The organism is Janibacter terrae (assembly GCF_039636765.1).
GTDB classification, from domain to species: Bacteria; Actinomycetota; Actinomycetes; order Actinomycetales; family Dermatophilaceae; genus Janibacter; species Janibacter terrae.
Genome location: NZ_CP144167.1, coordinates 737,285 through 755,103, shown reverse-complemented (window position 1 = coordinate 755,103; position 17,819 = coordinate 737,285). Strand labels below are relative to the sequence as shown.

The following is a 17,819-nucleotide window of genomic DNA, read 5'->3' as shown; positions in this document are numbered from 1 at the left end:
GCAGGGGCGGCCGGTATGATCGCGCCAGCCACCGGACGCCCGGTGGCTACCCATGCCCTCCGGGGCACGACTACCGAGAAGGATGCACAGTGGCGGACGTCGCGATCATCGGCCAGGGCTATGTCGGACTGCCCTTGGCCCAGGAAGCCTCCAAGGTCGGGGTCAAGGTCCTCGGTTTCGACATCAACCAGGGCGTCGTCGACGCGCTGAACTCCGGGAGGTCGCACGTCGACGACCTGTCGGACGACGACATCCGCGCGATGCTCGACGCGGGCTTCGAGGCCACGACCGACGCCGGTCGCCTCGACGAGGTCACGACGATCGTCATCTGCGTGCCGACCCCCCTCTCCGAGGACGGCGGCCCGGACCTCGGCCCGATCAACTCGGCCGTCGCGACGATCGCCGAGCACCTGCACGCCGGCCAGACGGTCATCCTCGAGTCGACGACCTACCCCGGCACGACCGACGAGGTCGTCCGCCCGGTCCTCGAGGCCAAGGGCCTCGTCGCGGGCCAGGACTTCCACCTCGCCTTCTCGCCGGAGCGGATCGACCCGGGCAACGAGAAGTTCGGTGCCAAGAACACCCCCAAGGTCGTCGGCGGCCACACCCCCGCCTGCGGTGACGCGGCCGCGGCCTTCTACGGCCAGTTCGTCGACACCGTCGTGCGGGCCAAGGGCACCCGCGAGGCCGAGACGGCCAAGCTGCTGGAGAACACCTACCGCCACATCAACATCGCCCTGGTCAACGAGATGGCGCGCTTCTGCCACGACCTCGACATCGACCTGTGGGACGTCATCGCGGCGGCCAAGACCAAGCCCTTCGGCTTCCAGGCCTTCTACCCCGGCCCCGGCGTCGGCGGGCACTGCATCCCGATCGACCCCAACTACCTCTCCTACAACGTCCGCGCGAAGCTGGGCTACCCCTTCCGCTTCGTCGAGCTCGCCCAGGAGATCAACTCGACGATGCCGGCGTACATCGTCCAGCGCGCGCAGAACATCCTCAACGAGGACGCCAAGCCGCTGCGGGGCTCGACGGTGCTCCTGCTCGGCGTGACGTACAAGCCCGACATCGCCGACCAGCGTGAGTCGCCGGCCGTCCCGCTGGCCCAGCAGCTCATCGCGAAGGGGGCGACGGTCCAGTACTTCGACGCCAAGGTCGCCGACTGGCGAGCCGTGCCCGAGGCCGAGCGCGTCGAGGACCTCGACGCCGCCGTGGCCGCCGCGGACCTGACCGTCCTCGTCCAGAACCACAAGACCTTCGACGTGGAGGCGCTCGCCGGCACGGCGCAGCGCTTCTTCGACACGCGCGGCGTCGCCCAGGACAGCGACAAGGTCGAGCGCCTGTGACGGAGGCCCCCGAGCGGGCCCCCCTCCCCCCGGCACTCAGCAGCGAGGAGGCCGCGGAGCTCGCGGCCCGGCACGGGCTGCGGACGCTCTCCGAGCGTCCGCCCCTCCGCCGGTACCTCGGGGACCTGTGGCGCCGGCGGTCCTTCGTGTGGACCCTGTCGTCCGCCGAGTCGTACGCCAGGAACGAGGACAACCACCTCGGGCAGCTCTGGGCCGTGCTGAACCCGGCGATGCTCATCGGCAGCTACTTCGTCATCTTCGGGCTGCTGCTCAACACCCAGGGTGGCGTCGAGAACTTCATCGCCTTCCTCGCCATCGGCGTGGTGATGTTCATGTTCACCTCGTCGGTCATCACGCGCGGCGTCAAGGCGATCACCGGCAACCTCTCGCTGGTGCGCGCGCTGCACTTCCCCCGCGCGATCCTGCCGATCTCGGTGACCCTCACCGAGCTCCTCGCGGCGCTGCCGGCCTTCCTCCTGCTCTTCGTCCTGATGTTCGTCACCGGGGAGACGCCCGACTGGGAGTGGCTGCTCTTCCCCGTCGCGCTCGCGCTCCAGGGGCTCGCGCTGCTCGGCATCGCCTTCATCGGCGCCCGGCTGGTCAACGCCTCGCGCGACATCGGCAACCTCATCCCCGTCACGGTGCGGCTCCTGCGCTACGTCTCGGGCGTCTTCTTCCCGGTCGAGCACTACGCGCAGAACCTCCCGACGGTCTGGCACGACCTGCTCGTCTACCAGCCCTTCTCGCTCATGCTGACGATCGGCCGCCAGGCCCTGCTCACCGACGCCGAGCACGGCGTCGTCCTCACCGACTGGCTCGCGATGGCCGCCTGGGGCATCGGGCTCGCCTGCGTGGGCCTGGTCATCTTCTGGCGCGACGAGGCGAAGTACGGCCGTGGCTGAGCACGCACCGGGCACGGGCCCCGAGATCGGCACCCCGACGGTCGTCGTGAGCCACCTCGACGTCAAGTACCAGGTCTTCGGCGGCGGGCGCCGCGGCACCCCCTCCGGGCAGGGCCGCGCGCGCTCGCTCCGCTCGATGGTGGGCGCCGAGCGGATGCCGCGCACGCGCGAGGTGCATGCCGTCAAGGACGTCAGCTTCGTCGCGCACCACGGCGAGTCCATCGGCATCATCGGCCGCAACGGCTCGGGCAAGTCGACGCTGCTGCGCGCCGTGGCGGGGCTCATCCCCCCTTCCGCCGGGCGGCTGTGGGTGGCCGGCGAGCCCTCCCTCCTGGGCGTCAACGCCGTCCTCATGAGCAAGCTGAGCGGCGAGCGCAACATCTACATCGGCGCCCAGGCCCTCGGGCTGAGCAAGGACGAGATCGCCGAGCGTTTCGACGAGATCGTCGAGTTCTCCGGGATCGGCGACGCCGTCTACCTGCCGATGAGCACGTACTCCTCCGGCATGGGCGCGCGGCTGCGCTTCGCGATCTCGACCGCGGCCGCCCCCGACGTGCTGATGATCGACGAGGCCCTGGCCACCGGCGACGGGGCCTTCCGGCAGAAGAGCGCCGAGCGCATCGCCCAGATCCGCGAGCAGGCCGGCACCGTCTTCCTCGTCTCGCACTCCAACGGCAACATCCGCCAGATCTGCGACCGGGTGCTGTGGATGGAGCAGGGCCGGCTCATCGCGGACGGCCCGACCGACGAGGTCCTGCCGCAGTACGAGGCGACCCTGCCCAAGCGCGTGCAGCGCAAGACCGCGTCCGTCCCCGACCCCGAGGTCGCGGGCACGCGGCGCTTCGGCGGCAGCAACCGGTTCGAGGTCACGGCCGCCACCGTGCGCGGCACCTGGGACCCTGGTGTCGAGGGCGTCTTCGTCGTCAGCGTCCAGCGTGCCGCCATGGCCCGCGCCGTCGCGCCGATCGCCGCGCGCCTCGGCTGGCCACTGCTGTGGGTGCGGCCCGGCTCCGTGCCCGGCTCCGCGCGCGAGGAGCTGGAGCGGCTCGCCGCCGAGCGGGTCGTCGTCGTCGGTGGTGACGAGCACGTCCACCCCGACACCCGGGCGACGCTCGAGGAGATCACCGGCGGCCCGGTCGAGCACGTCGACAGCGATGACGCGGCCGTGGTCTCCGCGCGCCTGCTCCAGCTCTTCCCCCCGGCCGACACCGACACCGTCCACGTCACGCTGGGCTCGAGCGCCGGCCGCGCGCCGGTCATCTCGCAGGTCGCGGCCGCCCACGGCCGGGCGGTCGTCGTCTGCGAGTCCGAGACCCTGCCCGAGGAGCTGCGCGCCGCGCTGGCCGACCTCGGCCCGCAGCGGCTGCTGCTCGCGGGCGACGAGGAGGACTGGGAGACCGAGACCGTCGAGGCGCTGCGCGCGGCGACCGGGGCGGAGATCGAGTTCGGTCCTGATGGCGGCCCGATGGCCATCTCGGCCGCCCTGCACGACGCCGTGGAGCCCGGCGGCGACGTGATGATCACGGTCCACTCCACGGGCGTCGAGATGCTCACCGCCATCGCCGCCTCGGGGCACACCGGCGCGCCGCTCCTGCTCACCCGCAGCGAGCGCCTGCCCGCGCAGGTCCGCAAGGCCCTCGTGCGCCTCGCCCCCCGCGAGATCACGCTCGTCGGGACCGTCGACGCCCTGCCCCCGCGCCTGCGTGGCGGGCTGGGCCGGATCGTGGCGGCCGGCGACCCCGGCACCCCCACCTCGTCCTAGGGTTCGCGCGCCAGGACTCTGCATTCCCCTAGGGCAATGCGGAGTCCTGGCGGCGAGAGGCTGCATTCCCCTAGGGCAATGCGGACGAGCGGTCGGGCGAAGGGGGGTCAGGCGCGGCGCGGCGAGCGGGCCGCGGCGATCTGCGTGAGGGCGTCGACGAAGGCGGCGCCCCCCTTCGCCCAGTCGTAGCGCTCGCGCACGAGCGCGCGGCCGCGGGCGCCCATCGCGGCCGCTCCGGACGGGTCGCGCCAGAGCCGCAGCGCGGCGTCGGCGGCGGCGCGCGCGTCGTCGAAGGGCACGACCACCCCCGCGTCCGCCTCCTCGACGACCTCGCGGGCGAGCGGCAGCGGGGTCGTGATGGCGGGCACGCCGTGGGCCAGGTACTCGACGACCTTGGTCGGCATCGAACCGCGGTAGTTCGGCAGGTCGCGCAGCAGGGACAGCCCGGCGAGCGCACCGTCGATCATCGCCATCGCCCGCTCCGCGGGCTGGAAGCCGTGCCACACGAGCACCCCCTCGGCAGCTGCGGCCTCCATCGCCGTCCGCGAGCCCTCGTCCCGGGCCGGACCGACGACCTCCAGCGTGATCGCACCGTCGGACCCGGCGTGGGCCAGACGGGCCACCTCGGCCATGACCTCGCTGCCTCGGGCGAGCGTGAGGTTGCCGACGTGCACGAGCCGGGCGCCCCCGGCGGGCGGGACCTCCTCGGGCACGACGACGGCATTGGGCACGACGGCGTGCTCGCCCCGGAACCGGTCGGCGTACGCGTGCTCGGCGAGCAGCAGCGGGTGCCGGCGCTCCACGAGCCGCTCGGCGAGGCGCCAGGCCCCGGCGACCGGGCGGCGCAGCGGACCGGGCATCCACTCCTTGACCGCCAGCGCGCCGGCCGGGTCCTCGTGGACGTCCCAGACCAGGTGCTCCAGCCCCAGACCGGCGGTCGCGGGGAGCAGCTCGGGGTCGTGGACGACCACCACGTCGTGCTCCGGGCCGAGCCGGCGGACGGCCGCGCGGGCGGCCCGGGCGGCGGTCAGGCGGTCACGGCCGGCGGCGCGGGGCAGGTCGTGGCACTCCAGCCCTCCGGCAGGCGCCGGGACCTCGAGCTCGTGGGCGACGAAGGGAGCGAGATAGGTCACCTGCCAACCCGCCGCGAGCAGCGCGGAGATCTCGCGGTGCCGGATCCGGGAGTCCTGCGGGTGGTGCACGACGGTCACCACGAGGGCGCGAAGGGGGGTCCCCACCTCGTCCGCTGCCACCTGGGCTCCCTTCGTCTGCCGGTCCGGGCAGATCCTACGGGTCGCGCCTCGCACCGATGGTACGGAACAGACTCGGACCATGTACGGTTGGACTCACGAGAAACCACACAGATCCGGGTCCGCTCTGGTAGATCCGCCGTCCCCTGGGGATGGCGGGAAGATCAGTGCCGACCCGCACTAGCGTATGAGGGGGTCACGCCATGGGGCGCGGCCGAGCGAAGGCGAAGCAGACCAAGGTGGCCCGCGAGTTGAAGTACTACTCGCCGGACACTGATCTGCGAGCGCTTGAGGCGGAACTTCACGGTCAGTCGGACAACCCGGTTCGTCGCGCGACGCGCAACGACACCCAGGACACCGACGAGGACTACGAGCACGACCCCTGGTCCTCGGCGGAGCGGTGACGCTCCGTCAGATCAGTCCCTGACGACGCGCTTCGGCGACGGCTGCCTCACGGCGCCGGACCCCGAGACGACCGTACGTGTGCGACAGGTGTGACTTCACGCTCGACAGGCTGAGGTAGAGCCGGGCGGCGATCTCCTGGTTGCCCAGCCCGGCCTCCACCAGCTGCAGCACCTCGATCTCACGCTCGGTCAGCGGTGGCCGCTCCCGGCGCACCCGCTGCACGAGGGGCCCGGTCACCGGCTGGTCCAGCGACGCCTGGTCGCCGTTGGCGGCCGCGCGCACGGCGGCACCGATCTGCACCGGCGTGCTCGACTCCGCGAGGCACCCGTCGGCGCCCGCGGCGATGATCGCCGCCAGCTCGTCGGTGTCCTCGGTGAGGACGACCCACGCCGGCGCGTCGTCGTGACGGACCTGACCGAGCGCCTCGACGGGCCCGGAGAACCGCAGGCCGCCCACGAGCAGCACGACGGCCGGCTCCGGGGTCGAGGCGATCTCGGCGACCGTGGCCGCGGGCGTCAGCACCTCCAGGTCCGGCTCGGCGGCCAGGACGTCGACGAGGGCCTGGCGACGCTGCTCCTCGGCGTCCGCCACCAGCACCCGCACGGGGGTCAGGCGTGCTCCCCGACGACCTGCACGGCCCCGCCGTGCACGCCCTTGGCGCCCTGGACGACCTCGACGCCGGCCACGGGGCGGGTCGTCGCGGCGTCGGAGACCTCACCGAGGACCCAGGCGTCGATGCCGGCGGCCCGCGAGCGGGCGATGGCGGTGTCGACGGAGGCCTGCGGCAGCGCCGCGACGAAACCGATGCCCATGTTGAGCGTGCGCTCGAGGTCCGCGCGCGGCACGGAGCCGAGCTCGCCGACGAGCGAGAAGATCGCGGGCGGGGTCCACGTCGCGCGGTCGACCCGGGCGATCGTGCCCTCGGGCAGCACCCGCGCGAGGTTGGCGGCCAGGCCGCCGCCCGTGACGTGGCTGAGCGCGTGGACGTCGACGTCCTCCGCGCGGACGAGGTTGAGCAGCGCCCGGGTGTAGATGCGGGTCGGCTCGAGGAGCTCGTCGCCGAGGGCGCGGCCGAGCTCGTCGACGTGGCGGTCGAGCGCCCAGCCGGCCGAGGCGATGACCTGCCGCACGAGCGAGTAGCCGTTGGAGTGCAGGCCCGAGGAGGCGAGCGCGAGGACGACGTCGCCGGGGGCGACGCGGTCCGGCCCGAGGACCTCGTCGTGCTCGACGACGCCGGTGGCGGCACCGGCCACGTCGTACTCGTCCGGGTCCAGCAGGCCGGGGTGCTCCGCGGTCTCGCCGCCGACGAGCGCGACACCCGCGAGCTCGCACCCCTTCGCGATGCCCGCGACGATCGCCGCGATGCGCTCGGGGACGACCTTGCCCGTCGCGATGTAGTCGGTCATGAAGAGCGGCTCGGCGCCGCAGACGACGATGTCGTCGACGACCATGCCGACGAGGTCCTGGCCGATCGTGTCGTGACGGTCCATGGCCTGGGCGATCGCGACCTTGGTGCCGACGCCGTCGGTGGAGGTCGCGAGCACCGGCCGTCGCATGCCCCGCAGGGCGCTCGCGTCGAACATGCCGGCGAAGCCGCCGAGCCCGCCGAGGACCTCGGGCCGGGTGGCGCGCCGGACCGACTCCTTCATCAGGTCGACGGCCCGGTCACCGGCCTCGACGTCGACGCCGGCGTCTGCGTAGGTGATCGGGGTCTTGTCCGGCGTCGTCACGGGCGTCGTACCGCTTCCTCGGTGGGGGTGAACTCGAGCTCGAGCAGGGACTTGCCGAGGCGGTCCTCGCTCGGCAGCTCCATCGGGTAGGTGCCGGAGAAGCAGGCCGTGCAGAGCTCGTGCTCGGGCTGCTCGGTCGCGGCGATCATGCCCTCCTCGCTGATGTAGCCGAGGGAGTCGGCGCCGAGCGAGGTGCGGATCTCGTCCACGCCGAGCCCGGTCGCGATGAGCTCGGCGCGGGTCGCGAAGTCGATGCCGAAGAAGCAGGGCCACTTGATCGGCGGCGAGGAGATGCGCACGTGCACCTCTGCCGCGCCGGCCTCGCGCAGCATGCGCACGAGGGCGCGCTGGGTGTTGCCGCGGACGATCGAGTCGTCGACGACGATGAGGCGCTTGCCCTTGATGACGTGCTTGAGCGGGTTGAGCTTCAGCCGGATCCCGAGCTGGCGGATCGTCTGGCTGGGCTGGATGAAGGTGCGGCCGACGTAGGCGTTCTTCACCAGGCCCTGCCCGAAGGGGACGCCGGACTCCTGGGCGTAGCCGATCGCCGCCGGTGTGCCGGACTCCGGCGTCGGGATGACGAGGTCGGCCTCCACGGGGTGCTCGCGGGCGAGGGCGCGGCCCATCTCGACGCGGGCCTCGTGGACCGTGCGGCCGTTGATCGTCGTGTCCGGACGGGCGAGGTAGACGTACTCGAAGACGCAGCCCTTGCGCCGCGGCTGCGCGAACTGGCGGGTGCGCAGGCCGTCCTCGTCGATCGCGACGAGCTCGCCGGGCTCGATCTCGCGGACGAAGGAGGCGCCGACGATGTCGAGGGCCGCGGTCTCGGAGGCGACGACCCAGCCGCGCTCGAGCCGGCCGATGACGAGCGGGCGCAGGCCCTGCGGGTCGCGCGCGGCGTAGAGGGTGTCCTCGTTCATGAAGACGAAGCAGAAGGCGCCCTGCAGCTTGGGGAGCAGCGCCATGGCCGCCTCCTCGAGGCTGCTGTCCTCGTCGTGGGCGAGCAGCGCGGTGACGAGCGCCGTGTCGGAGGTGTTGCCGCGACGCAGCTCGCCGTCGGTGATCCGGCGGATCCGGCCGTCGTCGCCGGGGATCTCCTCGCCGTAGCTCTCGACGAGCTCGCGCAGCTCGGCGGAGTTGACGAGGTTGCCGTTGTGGGCGAGCGCGACGGTGCCGGTCTCGTGACCGCCGAGCGTCGGCTGCGCGTTCTCCCACGTGGACCCGCCGGTCGTGGAGTAGCGGCAGTGCCCGACGGCCATGTGGCCGCGAAGGGTGGACAGGCTCCGCTCGTCGAAGACCTGGGACACCAGGCCCATGTCCTTGTAGACGAGGATCTGGTGGCCGTTGGAGGTCGCGATGCCCGCGGACTCCTGGCCACGGTGCTGCAGCGCGTACAGCCCGTAGTAGGTCAGCTTGGCGACGTCCTCGCCCGGGGCCCAGACGCCGAAGACACCGCAGGCGTCCTGGGGTCCCTTCTCACCTGGGAGGAGGTCATGGGACAGCTTTCCGTCTCCGCGTGGCACGGGGCCCAGTGTCCCACAGGACGCGGTCGACCCCTACCTGCGGTACGTGAGGAGCGCCGCGACGACGGCACCGACGAGTCCGCCGACGCACAGTCCGAGGACGCTCATGTACCCGAGGGTGGCGCCCGGGTCGTAGGTGATGTCGAAGCCCTCGTTGCGGTTGGGGCCGAACCAGGAGACGAGCCCGAAGACGATGAAGCCGATGACCGCGCCCGTGGCGACGAAGGGCAGGGGCTTCGGGTGGCTGCGGGGGCGGTTCGGTTTCACCCCTCCATCGTAGGTTGGTCGCATGAGCACCGAGCGCCCCCCTGCCGACGTGCCCGGCATGACGCTGCCCGGCATGACGCTGCCCGGCATGACGCTGCCCGCGCCGCGGACCCCGGACCCGGCCTCGGCACCCGGTCTGCGGTGGGGTCTGCTCGGTGCCGGGTGGATCGCCGCCCAGCTCGCCGACGCCCTCCGCGGCACCTCGCAGGAGGTCGTCGCGGTCGGCTCGCGCGACCTCGGGCGCGCGCAGGCCTTCGTCGCCGAGCACGCGCCCGGCGCACGGGCCCACGGCGACTACGCCGCGCTCGTCACCGACCCGCAGGTCGACGTCGTGTACGTCGCGAGCCCGCACAGCGAGCACCTCGAGCACGCGCTGCTCGCGATCGGGGCCGGCAAGCACGTCCTCGTCGAGAAACCGATGGCTCCCACCGCGGCCGAGGCCCGGCAGATCGTCGCGGCCGCCCGGTCCGCCGGCATCTTCTGCATGGAGGCGATGTGGACCCGCTTCCTCCCCCACATCGACGTCCTCCGCCAGGTCCTCGACGCGGGGTTGCTGGGCGAGGTGAGCACGGTCCTCGCGGACCACTCGATCCCGCTGTGGCCGGACGGCCCGGAGCGGCTCGCCAGCCCGGACCTCGCCGGTGGCGCGATGCTCGACCTCGGCATCTACCCACTGTCCTTCGCCTCGCTGGCGCTCGGTGGGCTCACCGCGGCGGCCGGTCTCGGGTCGCTCACCGACCGTGGCGTCGACCGGCGCCTGGCCTTCGTGACGCAGGGACCGACGGGCGCGGTCGCCTCGCTCGCGACCGACATGTCCGTCTCGTCCCCGACGACCGCCTCGGTGAACGGCACGCGGGCCCGGCTCGAGCTCGACACGCAGTTCTACACGCCGACGACGATACGGCTCGTCGGCGCCGACGGCGTCGTCCTCGACGAGATGGCGGGCGACCCCGTCGAGAAGCACCGGGGTCTGCGCCACGAGGCCACCGAGGTGGCGCTGCGGGTCACCGCGGGCGAGACCGAGTCCCCGTTCATGCCGCTCGACGAGAGCGTGCGGATCCTCGAGGTGGCCGAGGAGCTGCTCCGCTCCCTTCGTCCCTAGGGTCGGGCGAGCGGGAGGTGCGCGGACAGGTCCGTGCGCTGCCCGCTGACCCGCACGCGGCCGGAGGCCACGCCGTCGGCCCAGGCGAGCTCGCCGGTGGCCAGCTCGAGCCACGTCCGGGCGTCGGTCTCGACGACGGCGGGCGGGGTGCCGCGGGTGTGGACCGGTCCCTCGACGCACTGCGCGGCAGCGAAGGGGGGGACCCGCACCTCGACGCTGCGGCCGGGGGCGGCGTCCGCGAGTTCGGCGACGGTGTGCCGCACGGCCGTCGCGATCGTCGGGCGAGCGACCGCGTCCCGGTCCTCGCTCGTGGTCCACGCGCGCAGGGCGGACCACCCTTCGTCCACGGGGATGCGTCGTCGTGCCGGCACGGGGCCATCCTCCCACCGTCGAACCGTTCACCGATCAGCCACCCACGGGTCGTCGCTCGGACTGCGGAGGTATCCCGGGTGAGGCACGATCCTCCCTGTATGCCCAGCTGTCGGGCACGTCACACCTGTGTTCTGGGAGGAACCCCGCATGTCCCTCACGAAGAAGGGCCTGTCGCTGCTGGTCGGCGCGGGTGCGGCCACCGCACTCTTCGCCACGGCCGGTGCAGCCCACGCCGCCGACCCCGTCGCCCCCGGTGGCATCGACGCCTCGCTGACCACGGTCAACCTGCTCAACCTCAACGACTTCCACGGTCGCATCGACGACGACGGCACCGGTGACCTCGGCAAGGCCTTCGCCTGCACGATCGTCACGACCCGCGCGTCACTCGGCGAGGGCTCGACCGCCCTCGTGGCGGCCGGCGACAACATCGGCGCCTCGCCCTTCACCTCGGCCTCCCAGGAGGACCTGCCGACGATCGAGTTCCTCAACGCGGTCGGCCTGCGGGCCACCGCCGTCGGCAACCACGAGTTCGACCGCGGCTTCTCCGACCTCACCGGTCGGGTCGACCGGGCGGCGGACTACGACCAGCTCGGCGCCAACGTCTACGAGCGCGGCACGACCATCCCCGCGATGCAGGAGTACACGGTCCTCGAGATCGGCGGCCTCGACGTCGGCATCGTCGGCGCGGTCACCCAGGACACCCCGACCCTCGTCTCCCCGCAGGGCGTCGCCGGCCTGGACTTCGGCGACCCGGTCGAGGCGGTCAACCGCGTGGCCGCCCAGCTCAAGGACGGCGACGCCACCAACGGCGAGGCCGACATCGTCGTCGCCGAGTACCACGAGGGTGCGACCGAGAGCGACGGCGTGACGACCCTGCAGGAGCAGATCGACGCCGGCGGGGCCTTCGCCAAGATCGTCACCGACACGACCGCCGAGGTCGACGCGATCTTCACCGGCCACACCCACAAGGAGTACGCCTGGGACGCCCCCGTCCCCGGCGAAGAGGGCACCCGCCCGGTCCTCCAGACCGGCTCCTACGCCGACAACCTCGGCCAGCTCGAGCTCGGATACGACCCCGCGACCGGCAAGGTCACCCAGTACTCCGCCACCAACGTCCCGGTCGCGGCCCCGACCGCCGGGTGCGCGAACGACCCGGCCTACACCTCGGCCGCGCGGATCGTCGACGAGGCCGTCGCGCAGGCCGAGGAGGTCGGCAAGCAGGTCATCGGCTCGGTGAGCGACGACATCACGACCGCCCACACCGACGGCACGCGCGACAACCGCCAGCGCGAGTCCACCCTCGGCAACCTCACCGCCGACATCTGGCTCGACGCCCTCAACGCGCCCGGTCGCTCCGGCGCCGACATCGGCATCATGAACCCCGGTGGGCTGCGGGCCGAGCTGCTGTACGCCCCGTCCACCGACGAGGGCCCGGGCGAGGTGACCTACGCCGAGGCGGCGTCGATCAACCCCTTCGCCAACACGCTGATGACGGTCGACCTCACGGGCGCCCAGGTCATCACCCTGCTGGAGGAGCAGTGGCAGCCGGAGGGGTCCTCGCGCCCCTTCCTCAAGCTGGGCCTGTCGGACAACGTGACCTACACCTTCGACCCCGACGCGGCGAAGGGCAGCCACATCACCTCGGTGAGCATCGACGGCGCGCCCATCGACGAGGCCGCGACGTACACGATCAGCTCCGGGTCCTTCCTCATCGGTGGCGGTGACAACTTCACCGTCCTGCAGGAGGGCAGCAACGCCAAGGACACCGGCCTCATCGACACCGACGCCTTCGTCAACTACTTCTCCGCGCGCGACGAGGTCGGCCCGGACTTCCGCAAGCAGGCCATCGCCATCACGGACCAGCCCACCGCCCTGACCGCCGGTGAGGAGGTCTCCTTCACGGCCTCCGGCTTCGACCTCACCTCCCTCGGCGCCCCGACCAACACCCAGGTCGAGGTCTTCGTCGGCGACGGCTCCGTCGGGACCTTCCCGATCACCGCGGGCCTGATCGACGGCGTCCCGACCCGCAACGGCACCGCCGACATCAGCTTCACCGTCCCCGAGGGGGTGACCGGTGACGCGACCGTCACCCTGGTCGCCGCGCCGAGCGGGACCACGGCGACCTTCCCCGTCACGGTCACGGCTGGTGACTCCGCACGCCCCGGCAAGGGCAACGCCGCGGAGCGCCCCGGCAAGGGCAACCAGCTCGGTGAGCGCCCCGGCGCTGCCGACGGTCGCCCCGGCGTGGGCAATGACACCAAGGTCCGCCCCGGGGTCGGCAACAACAAGTAGCAGCCTGACGAAGGGGGTCACGTACCAGATCCGGTGTGTGGCCCCCTTCGTCGTGCCCGGCCGATCGTGCGTGGGGGAGGATCGGGGGGTGGCTGAGACGCAGATCGAGTTCGTGCCCGACGATCACGGCGGGGTGACGGTCATGCGGGACGGGCATCCGCAGAGCCACGTCGACGTCGACGACCCGGAGCACCTCGTCTTCGAGTACGTGCAGCACATGGCCGCGGTGCTCGACGCGGTCTTCCCCGGGCCCGACCCGATCGGGGTGACGCACGTCGGCGGCGCCGGCCTGAGCCTGCCCCGCTGGGTCCACGCCACCCGCCCGGGGTCGCCGCAGATCGTCCTCGAGCCCGACGAGGCCCTCACCGCCGTCGTCCGCGAGGAGCTGCCGCTGCCGCGCGGTCACCGGATCCGGGTGCGGCCCCAGCTCGGTCGCCCCGGGCTCGAGGCGCTCAAGGACGCGTCGGCCCACGCGGTCGTCGTCGACGCCTTCGACGCGGGGAGGGTCCCGGCGGACCTCCAGACCGTCGAGTTCTTCGGGCACGTGGCGCGGGTGCTGCGACCGGACGGGGTGCTCGTCATGAACTGCCCCGACGAGCCGGGGTGGCGCCACCTCGCGGACGTCGTCGCCGGGCTGCGCACCGCGTGCGAGCACGTGGCGCTCGTCGCCATGCGCGATGTCCTCAAGGGCCGCCGCTACGGCAACGCCGTGCTCGTCGCCGCGCACCGCCCGCTCGATCTCGACGAGATCCGACGGCAGGTGGGGCGCTGGCCCTTCCCCTCGGGTGTCCTGGCCGGCGCCGAGCTGACCCGGCGCACCGCGACCGGGAAGGCGATCACCGACGCCGGGTCCCGCCCTTCGCCCACGGCTCCCGACCCGGGGCGCTGGCGGGTGCGCTGATCAGCCCAGGCCGGTCAGTCGGGTGAGGACCGAAGGGAGGTCGGCCAGGTCGTCGACGACGGCGCTGGCGCCCGCCATCCAGCCCGTCGGCGTCATGTCGCTGCGGTAGCCGACGACCGGCATGCCGGCCGCGACCGCCGCCTCGATGCCCGCGCGGCTGTCCTCGACGACGATGCAGCGCTCCGGCGGGTAGCCCATCTCACGGGCCGCGAGGAGGAAGACGTCGGGCGCCGGCTTGCCGTGCTCGACCTGCTCGGCGCTGAACCGTACCCCCTCCGGGAAGAACCCGTCGAGCCCGGTGCGCTCGAGCTTGGTGCCGATGGCCGCGAGCAGCGACCCCGAGGCGACGCAGACCTGCAGGCCGAGGTCGCGCACGGCGGCGACGGCCTCGGCCGCCCCGGCGACCGGCTCGAGCTCCTCCTGGCTGCGCGCGAACTCGGCCCGCCAGGCCCGCTCCCACTCGGGGTCGGGCACCGCCCCGGTGAGCTCGGTGAGCGTGACCCGGTTGTCCTTGTAGGCCTTGCCGACGAAGGCCTCGACCGCATCGGTCTCGGTGAAGTCGACCCCGGCGTCACGCATCATGCCGGTCCAGGTGCGCACGTTCAGGCGTTCGCTGTCGACGAGCACACCGTCGCAGTCGAAGACCACCAGCCAGTCGGCACCCATGTCAGCCGAAGTAGCGCGCCATCGTGCCCGTGTGCGCCTCGCGCAGCTGCTCGAGCGACAGCTCGAAGGCACCCTTGACCTTGAGCGTCCCGCCGTCGGTGGAGCCGATGCGCGCCACCGGCACCCCGTGGGTCTCGGCGATGCCGACGACCGCGGCGAGGTCCTCCTCGGAGGAGACGGTGACGACGGCGCGCGCCGTGGACTCGGAGTACAGCGCGGTGAAGGCGTCGATGCCGTCCCGCTCCAGGACCGGGGCGAGGTCGACGGACGCGCCGGTGCCGCCGTGGAGCACGGACTCGGCGAGGGCGACCGCGAGGCCGCCGTCGGAGAGGTCGTGGGCGCTGGTGAGCAGGCCGCGGCGCACCGCGTCGCCGAAGAAGCCGGCGAGCGCCTTCTCCGCGGCGAGGTCGACCCGGGGCGGACGTCCGCCGAGGTGGCCGTGCAGCGCGTGCGCCCACTCGCCGCCGTCGAGCTCGTCGCGGGTCGCGCCGAGGAGGAGGACGGTCTCCCCCTTCGCCCCGAAGCCGGAGGAGACGCTCGTCGCGACGTCGTCGAGGACGCCGAGCACGCCGACCACCGGGGTCGGGTGGATCGCGGTCTCCCCGGTCTGGTTGTAGAAGGAGACGTTGCCGCCGGTCACCGGGATGCCGAGCTCGAGGCACGCGTCGAAGAGCCCGTCGATGGCCTGCTGGAACTGCCACATGACGGCCGGGTCCTCCGGCGAGCCGAAGTTGAGGCAGTCGGTGACCGCCAGGGGCAACGCCCCCGACGTCGCGACATTGCGGTAGGACTCGGCGAGCGCCAGCTGCGCGCCGGCGTACGGGTCGAGCCGGCCGAAGCGGCCGTTGCAGTCCGTCGAGACGGCGACGCCGAGACCGGACTCCTCGTCGACGCGGACCACGCCGGAGTCGTGCGGCATCGCGCGCCTGGTGTTGCCCAGGACGTAGCGGTCGTACTGGTCGGTGACCCAGGACTTGTCGCAGATGTTGGGCGAGGCGAGCAGCGCGAGCAGGTCCGCGCCGAGGTCGCTCGGACGGGGAAGGGAGCCGCTCCCGTCCTCCTGCAGCGCGTCGAGCCACTGCGGCCGGGCGATCGGACGCTCGTAGACCGGGCCGTCGTGGGCCACGGAGCGCGGCGGCACGTCGACGATGGTCTCGCCGTGCCACGTGACGGTGAGGCGGTCACCCTCGGTGACCTCGCCGAGCACGGCGGCCTCGACGTCCCAGCGACCGGTGATCTCGAGGAAGGCGTCGAGCTTGTCGGGCGCGACCACGGCCATCATCCGCTCCTGCGACTCCGACATGAGGATCTCCTCGGGGGAGAGCGTGGAGTCGCGCAGCGGGACGCGGTCGAGCTCGACGGCCATGCCGCCGTCACCGGCGGAGGCGAGCTCGGAGGTCGCGCAGGACAGGCCCGCGCCACCGAGGTCCTGGATGCCCTCGACGACGCCGGCGGCGTAGAGGTCGAGGCAGCACTCGATGAGCACCTTCTCCGCGAAGGGGTCGCCGACCTGGACGGCGGGCCGCCGAGAAGACGCAGTCGGGCCGTCCGAAAAGCTCTCGGAGGCGAGCACGGAGACGCCACCGATGCCGTCGCCGCCCGTCTTGGCGCCGAAGAGGACGATCTTGTTGCCCGCGCCCGACGCGTTGGCCAGGTGCAGGTCCTCGTGGCGCAGCGAGCCGACGCACAGGGCGTTGACGAGCGGGTTGCCCTGGTAGCACTCGTCGAAGACGACCTCGCCGCCGATGTTGGGCAGGCCGAGGGAGTTGCCGTAGCCGCCGATGCCCTTGACGACGCCGGGCAGGACGCGCGCGGTGTCGGGGTGGTCGATGGCGCCGAAGCGAAGGGGGTCCATCACCGCGATCGGGCGCGCGCCCATCGCCATGATGTCGCGGACGATGCCGCCGATGCCGGTCGCCGCACCCTGGTAGGGCTCGACATAGCTCGGGTGGTTGTGGGACTCGACCTTGAAGGTCACCGCCCAGCCCTGGCCGATGTCGATGACGCCCGCGTTCTCGCCGATGCCGGCGAGGGTCTTGCCGAGCGGGGTCTCGCTCGGCAGGTCACCGAAGCGGCGCAGGTGCACCTTGGAGGACTTGTAGCTGCAGTGCTCCGACCACATGACCGAGTACATCGCCAGCTCGGCGCTCGTCGGGCGACGGCCGAGGATCTCGCGGATGCGCGCGTACTCGTCCTCCTTGAGACCGAGCTCGGCCCAGGGCTGCTCGGTGTCGGGGCTCTCGCCCGCGCGGGTGACGGTGTCGAGGGTACTCATGCGGTGCTGACTCATGCGCTCGCCATCTGCTCGAGGACGGAGGTGAAGAAGGTGCGCCCGTCGAGGCCCGGGCCGTAGCCCTCCTCGACGGCGTGCTCGGGGTGCGGCATGAGGCCGACGACGTTGCCGCGCTCGTTGGTGATGCCGGCGATGCCGCGGGAGGAGCCGTTGGGGTTGTCGCCGACGTAGCGGAAGGCGACCTGGCCCTCGCCCTCGAGCCGGTCGAGGGTGGCCTCGTCGGCGACGAACTGGCCGTCCTGGTTCTTCAGGACGACGGTGATCTCCTGCCCGTCCTCGAAACCGGTGGTCCACGCGGTCGACGCGTTCTCGACGCGCAGGACCTGGTCACGGCAGAGGAACCGGCGGTGGTCGTTCTGGATCATCGAGCCCGGCAGCAGGTGCGACTCGGTGAGGATCTGGAAGCCGTTGCAGATCCCGAGGACCGGGAGCCCCCCCTTCGCGGCCGTGATGATCTCGCTCATGACCGGGGCGAAGCGGGCGATGGCCCCCGCGCGCAGGTAGTCGCCGTACGAGAACCCGCCGGGGATGACGACCGCGTCGACGCCGCGCAGGTCCGCGTGACCGTGCCACAGCTCGACGGCCTCGCCGCCGGCGATGCGGACGGCGCGGCGGGCGTCGGAGTCGTCGAGGCTGCCGGGGAAGGTGACGACGCCGATCCTCACGCGCCGGCCCCGGTGATCGGCGCCTGCTCCGGCTCGTCGCTCGTCAGCTCGTGGACGCTCACGACGTCCTCGATGACGGGGTTGGACAGGAGCGTCTCGGCGGCCTCCCGGGCCTGTGCGAGGTGCGCGTCGGTGACGTCACCGTCCACGGAGAGGACGAAGCGCTTGCCCTGCCTCACGTCGGTGAACTGGTCCAGGCCGAGCCGGGGCAGCGCCCCGCGGACCGCCTGACCCTGCGGGTCGAGGATCTCGGGCTTGAGCATGACGTCGACGACGATGCGTCCCACGGGGCGTCTCCTGAACTGGCGAAGGGGGGTGCGTCCGGCGTCGAGTCTAGTTGGGC

General features: G+C 72.6%; 17 protein-coding genes. 7 read left to right on the top strand and 10 right to left on the bottom strand.

The genetic code is table 11. The features are described 5' to 3' along the window. The first annotated feature begins 89 nt into the window (after positions 1–89). From V3C34_RS03785 to V3C34_RS03775, 3 genes are read left to right on the top strand one after another with little or no spacing between them, the layout of a single operon-like run. Complete coding sequence (locus V3C34_RS03785) at positions 90–1,346, top strand: nucleotide sugar dehydrogenase (RefSeq protein WP_068424954.1); 1,257 nt, start codon at positions 90–92, stop codon at positions 1,344–1,346. Then, positions 1,343–2,248, top strand: coding sequence for an ABC transporter permease (locus tag V3C34_RS03780; protein ID WP_346008121.1), 906 nt, complete (start codon positions 1,343–1,345; stop codon positions 2,246–2,248). The genes V3C34_RS03785 and V3C34_RS03780 overlap by 4 nt, the downstream gene beginning before the upstream one ends. Next, positions 2,241–4,010 (top strand): ATP-binding cassette domain-containing protein, encoded by a 1,770-nt coding sequence (locus V3C34_RS03775; RefSeq protein WP_346008120.1) that lies wholly within the window; start codon positions 2,241–2,243, stop codon positions 4,008–4,010. Before V3C34_RS03780 ends, V3C34_RS03775 begins: the two co-directional genes overlap by 8 nt. 107 nt (positions 4,011–4,117) lie before the next feature. Here the strand turns inward: V3C34_RS03775 and V3C34_RS03770 are convergent, their stop codons facing one another. Next, a complete protein-coding gene (locus V3C34_RS03770) occupies positions 4,118–5,263 on the bottom strand; it encodes a glycosyltransferase (RefSeq protein WP_346008119.1) in 1,146 nt (381 codons plus the stop codon). Between the two features lie 200 nt (positions 5,264–5,463). Between V3C34_RS03770 and V3C34_RS03765 the strand changes: the two genes are divergently transcribed. Continuing rightward, on the top strand, positions 5,464–5,664 hold the full coding sequence (locus V3C34_RS03765; protein WP_068327034.1) for a DUF3073 domain-containing protein: 201 nt from the start codon (positions 5,464–5,466) through the stop codon (positions 5,662–5,664). Positions 5,665–5,671: 7 nt separating this feature from the next. On the opposite strand, the gene V3C34_RS03760 is transcribed toward V3C34_RS03765, so the two are convergent. From V3C34_RS03760 to V3C34_RS03745, 4 genes are read right to left on the bottom strand one after another with little or no spacing between them, the layout of a single operon-like run. Then, positions 5,672–6,268 carry a response regulator transcription factor gene (locus V3C34_RS03760; protein WP_082807658.1) on the bottom strand — a complete coding sequence of 199 codons (597 nt, stop codon included), beginning with the start codon at positions 6,266–6,268 and terminating at the stop codon, positions 5,672–5,674. Between the two features lie 5 nt (positions 6,269–6,273). Continuing rightward, entirely contained in the window at positions 6,274–7,395 is a 1,122-nt protein-coding gene (purM, locus tag V3C34_RS03755) for a phosphoribosylformylglycinamidine cyclo-ligase (protein WP_346008118.1), read from the bottom strand. Beyond that, entirely contained in the window at positions 7,392–8,918 is a 1,527-nt protein-coding gene (purF, locus tag V3C34_RS03750; protein WP_338538938.1) for an amidophosphoribosyltransferase, read from the bottom strand. Before purF ends, purM begins: the two co-directional genes overlap by 4 nt. Positions 8,919–8,951: 33 nt before the next feature. Beyond that, the gene (locus V3C34_RS03745; RefSeq protein WP_068327046.1) at positions 8,952–9,185 is read right to left on the bottom strand and encodes a hypothetical protein; all 234 of its coding nucleotides are present in this window, start codon (positions 9,183–9,185) and stop codon (positions 8,952–8,954) included. Between the two features lie 22 nt (positions 9,186–9,207). Between V3C34_RS03745 and V3C34_RS03740 the strand changes: the two genes are divergently transcribed. Next, complete coding sequence (locus tag V3C34_RS03740) at positions 9,208–10,287, top strand: Gfo/Idh/MocA family oxidoreductase (protein ID WP_346008117.1); 1,080 nt, start codon at positions 9,208–9,210, stop codon at positions 10,285–10,287. On the opposite strand, the gene V3C34_RS03735 is transcribed toward V3C34_RS03740, so the two are convergent. Then, complete coding sequence (locus V3C34_RS03735) at positions 10,284–10,658, bottom strand: sterol carrier family protein (protein ID WP_068327049.1); 375 nt, start codon at positions 10,656–10,658, stop codon at positions 10,284–10,286. The genes V3C34_RS03740 and V3C34_RS03735 overlap by 4 nt on opposite strands. Before the next feature lie 148 nt (positions 10,659–10,806). Between V3C34_RS03735 and V3C34_RS03730 the strand changes: the two genes are divergently transcribed. Next, entirely contained in the window at positions 10,807–12,951 is a 2,145-nt protein-coding gene (locus V3C34_RS03730; protein ID WP_346008116.1) for a bifunctional UDP-sugar hydrolase/5'-nucleotidase, read from the top strand. A gap of 88 nt (positions 12,952–13,039) precedes the next feature. Next, positions 13,040–13,852: a fused MFS/spermidine synthase gene (locus tag V3C34_RS03725; protein WP_346008115.1), complete on the top strand. Its 813-nt coding sequence runs from the start codon at positions 13,040–13,042 to the stop codon at positions 13,850–13,852. On the opposite strand, the gene V3C34_RS03720 is transcribed toward V3C34_RS03725, so the two are convergent. Genes V3C34_RS03720 through purS form a run of 4 tightly spaced genes read right to left on the bottom strand, consistent with a single transcriptional unit; the run spans position 13,853 to position 17,763 of the window. Further along, a complete protein-coding gene (locus V3C34_RS03720) occupies positions 13,853–14,518 on the bottom strand; it encodes an HAD family hydrolase (RefSeq protein ID WP_068327054.1) in 666 nt (221 codons plus the stop codon). It lies immediately after the preceding gene. 1 nt (position 14,519) lies between these two features. Next, positions 14,520–16,808, bottom strand: a complete 2,289-nt coding sequence (gene purL / locus V3C34_RS03715; RefSeq protein WP_068327057.1) for a phosphoribosylformylglycinamidine synthase subunit PurL — start codon at positions 16,806–16,808, stop codon at positions 14,520–14,522. Then, positions 16,805–17,476: a phosphoribosylformylglycinamidine synthase subunit PurQ gene (purQ, locus tag V3C34_RS03710; RefSeq protein ID WP_068327059.1), complete on the bottom strand. Its 672-nt coding sequence runs from the start codon at positions 17,474–17,476 to the stop codon at positions 16,805–16,807. The genes purL and purQ overlap by 4 nt, the downstream gene beginning before the upstream one ends. Beyond that, complete coding sequence (gene purS, locus V3C34_RS03705) at positions 17,473–17,763, bottom strand: phosphoribosylformylglycinamidine synthase subunit PurS (protein ID WP_068327062.1); 291 nt, start codon at positions 17,761–17,763, stop codon at positions 17,473–17,475. The genes purQ and purS overlap by 4 nt, the downstream gene beginning before the upstream one ends. Positions 17,764–17,819: the final 56 nt, after the last annotated feature.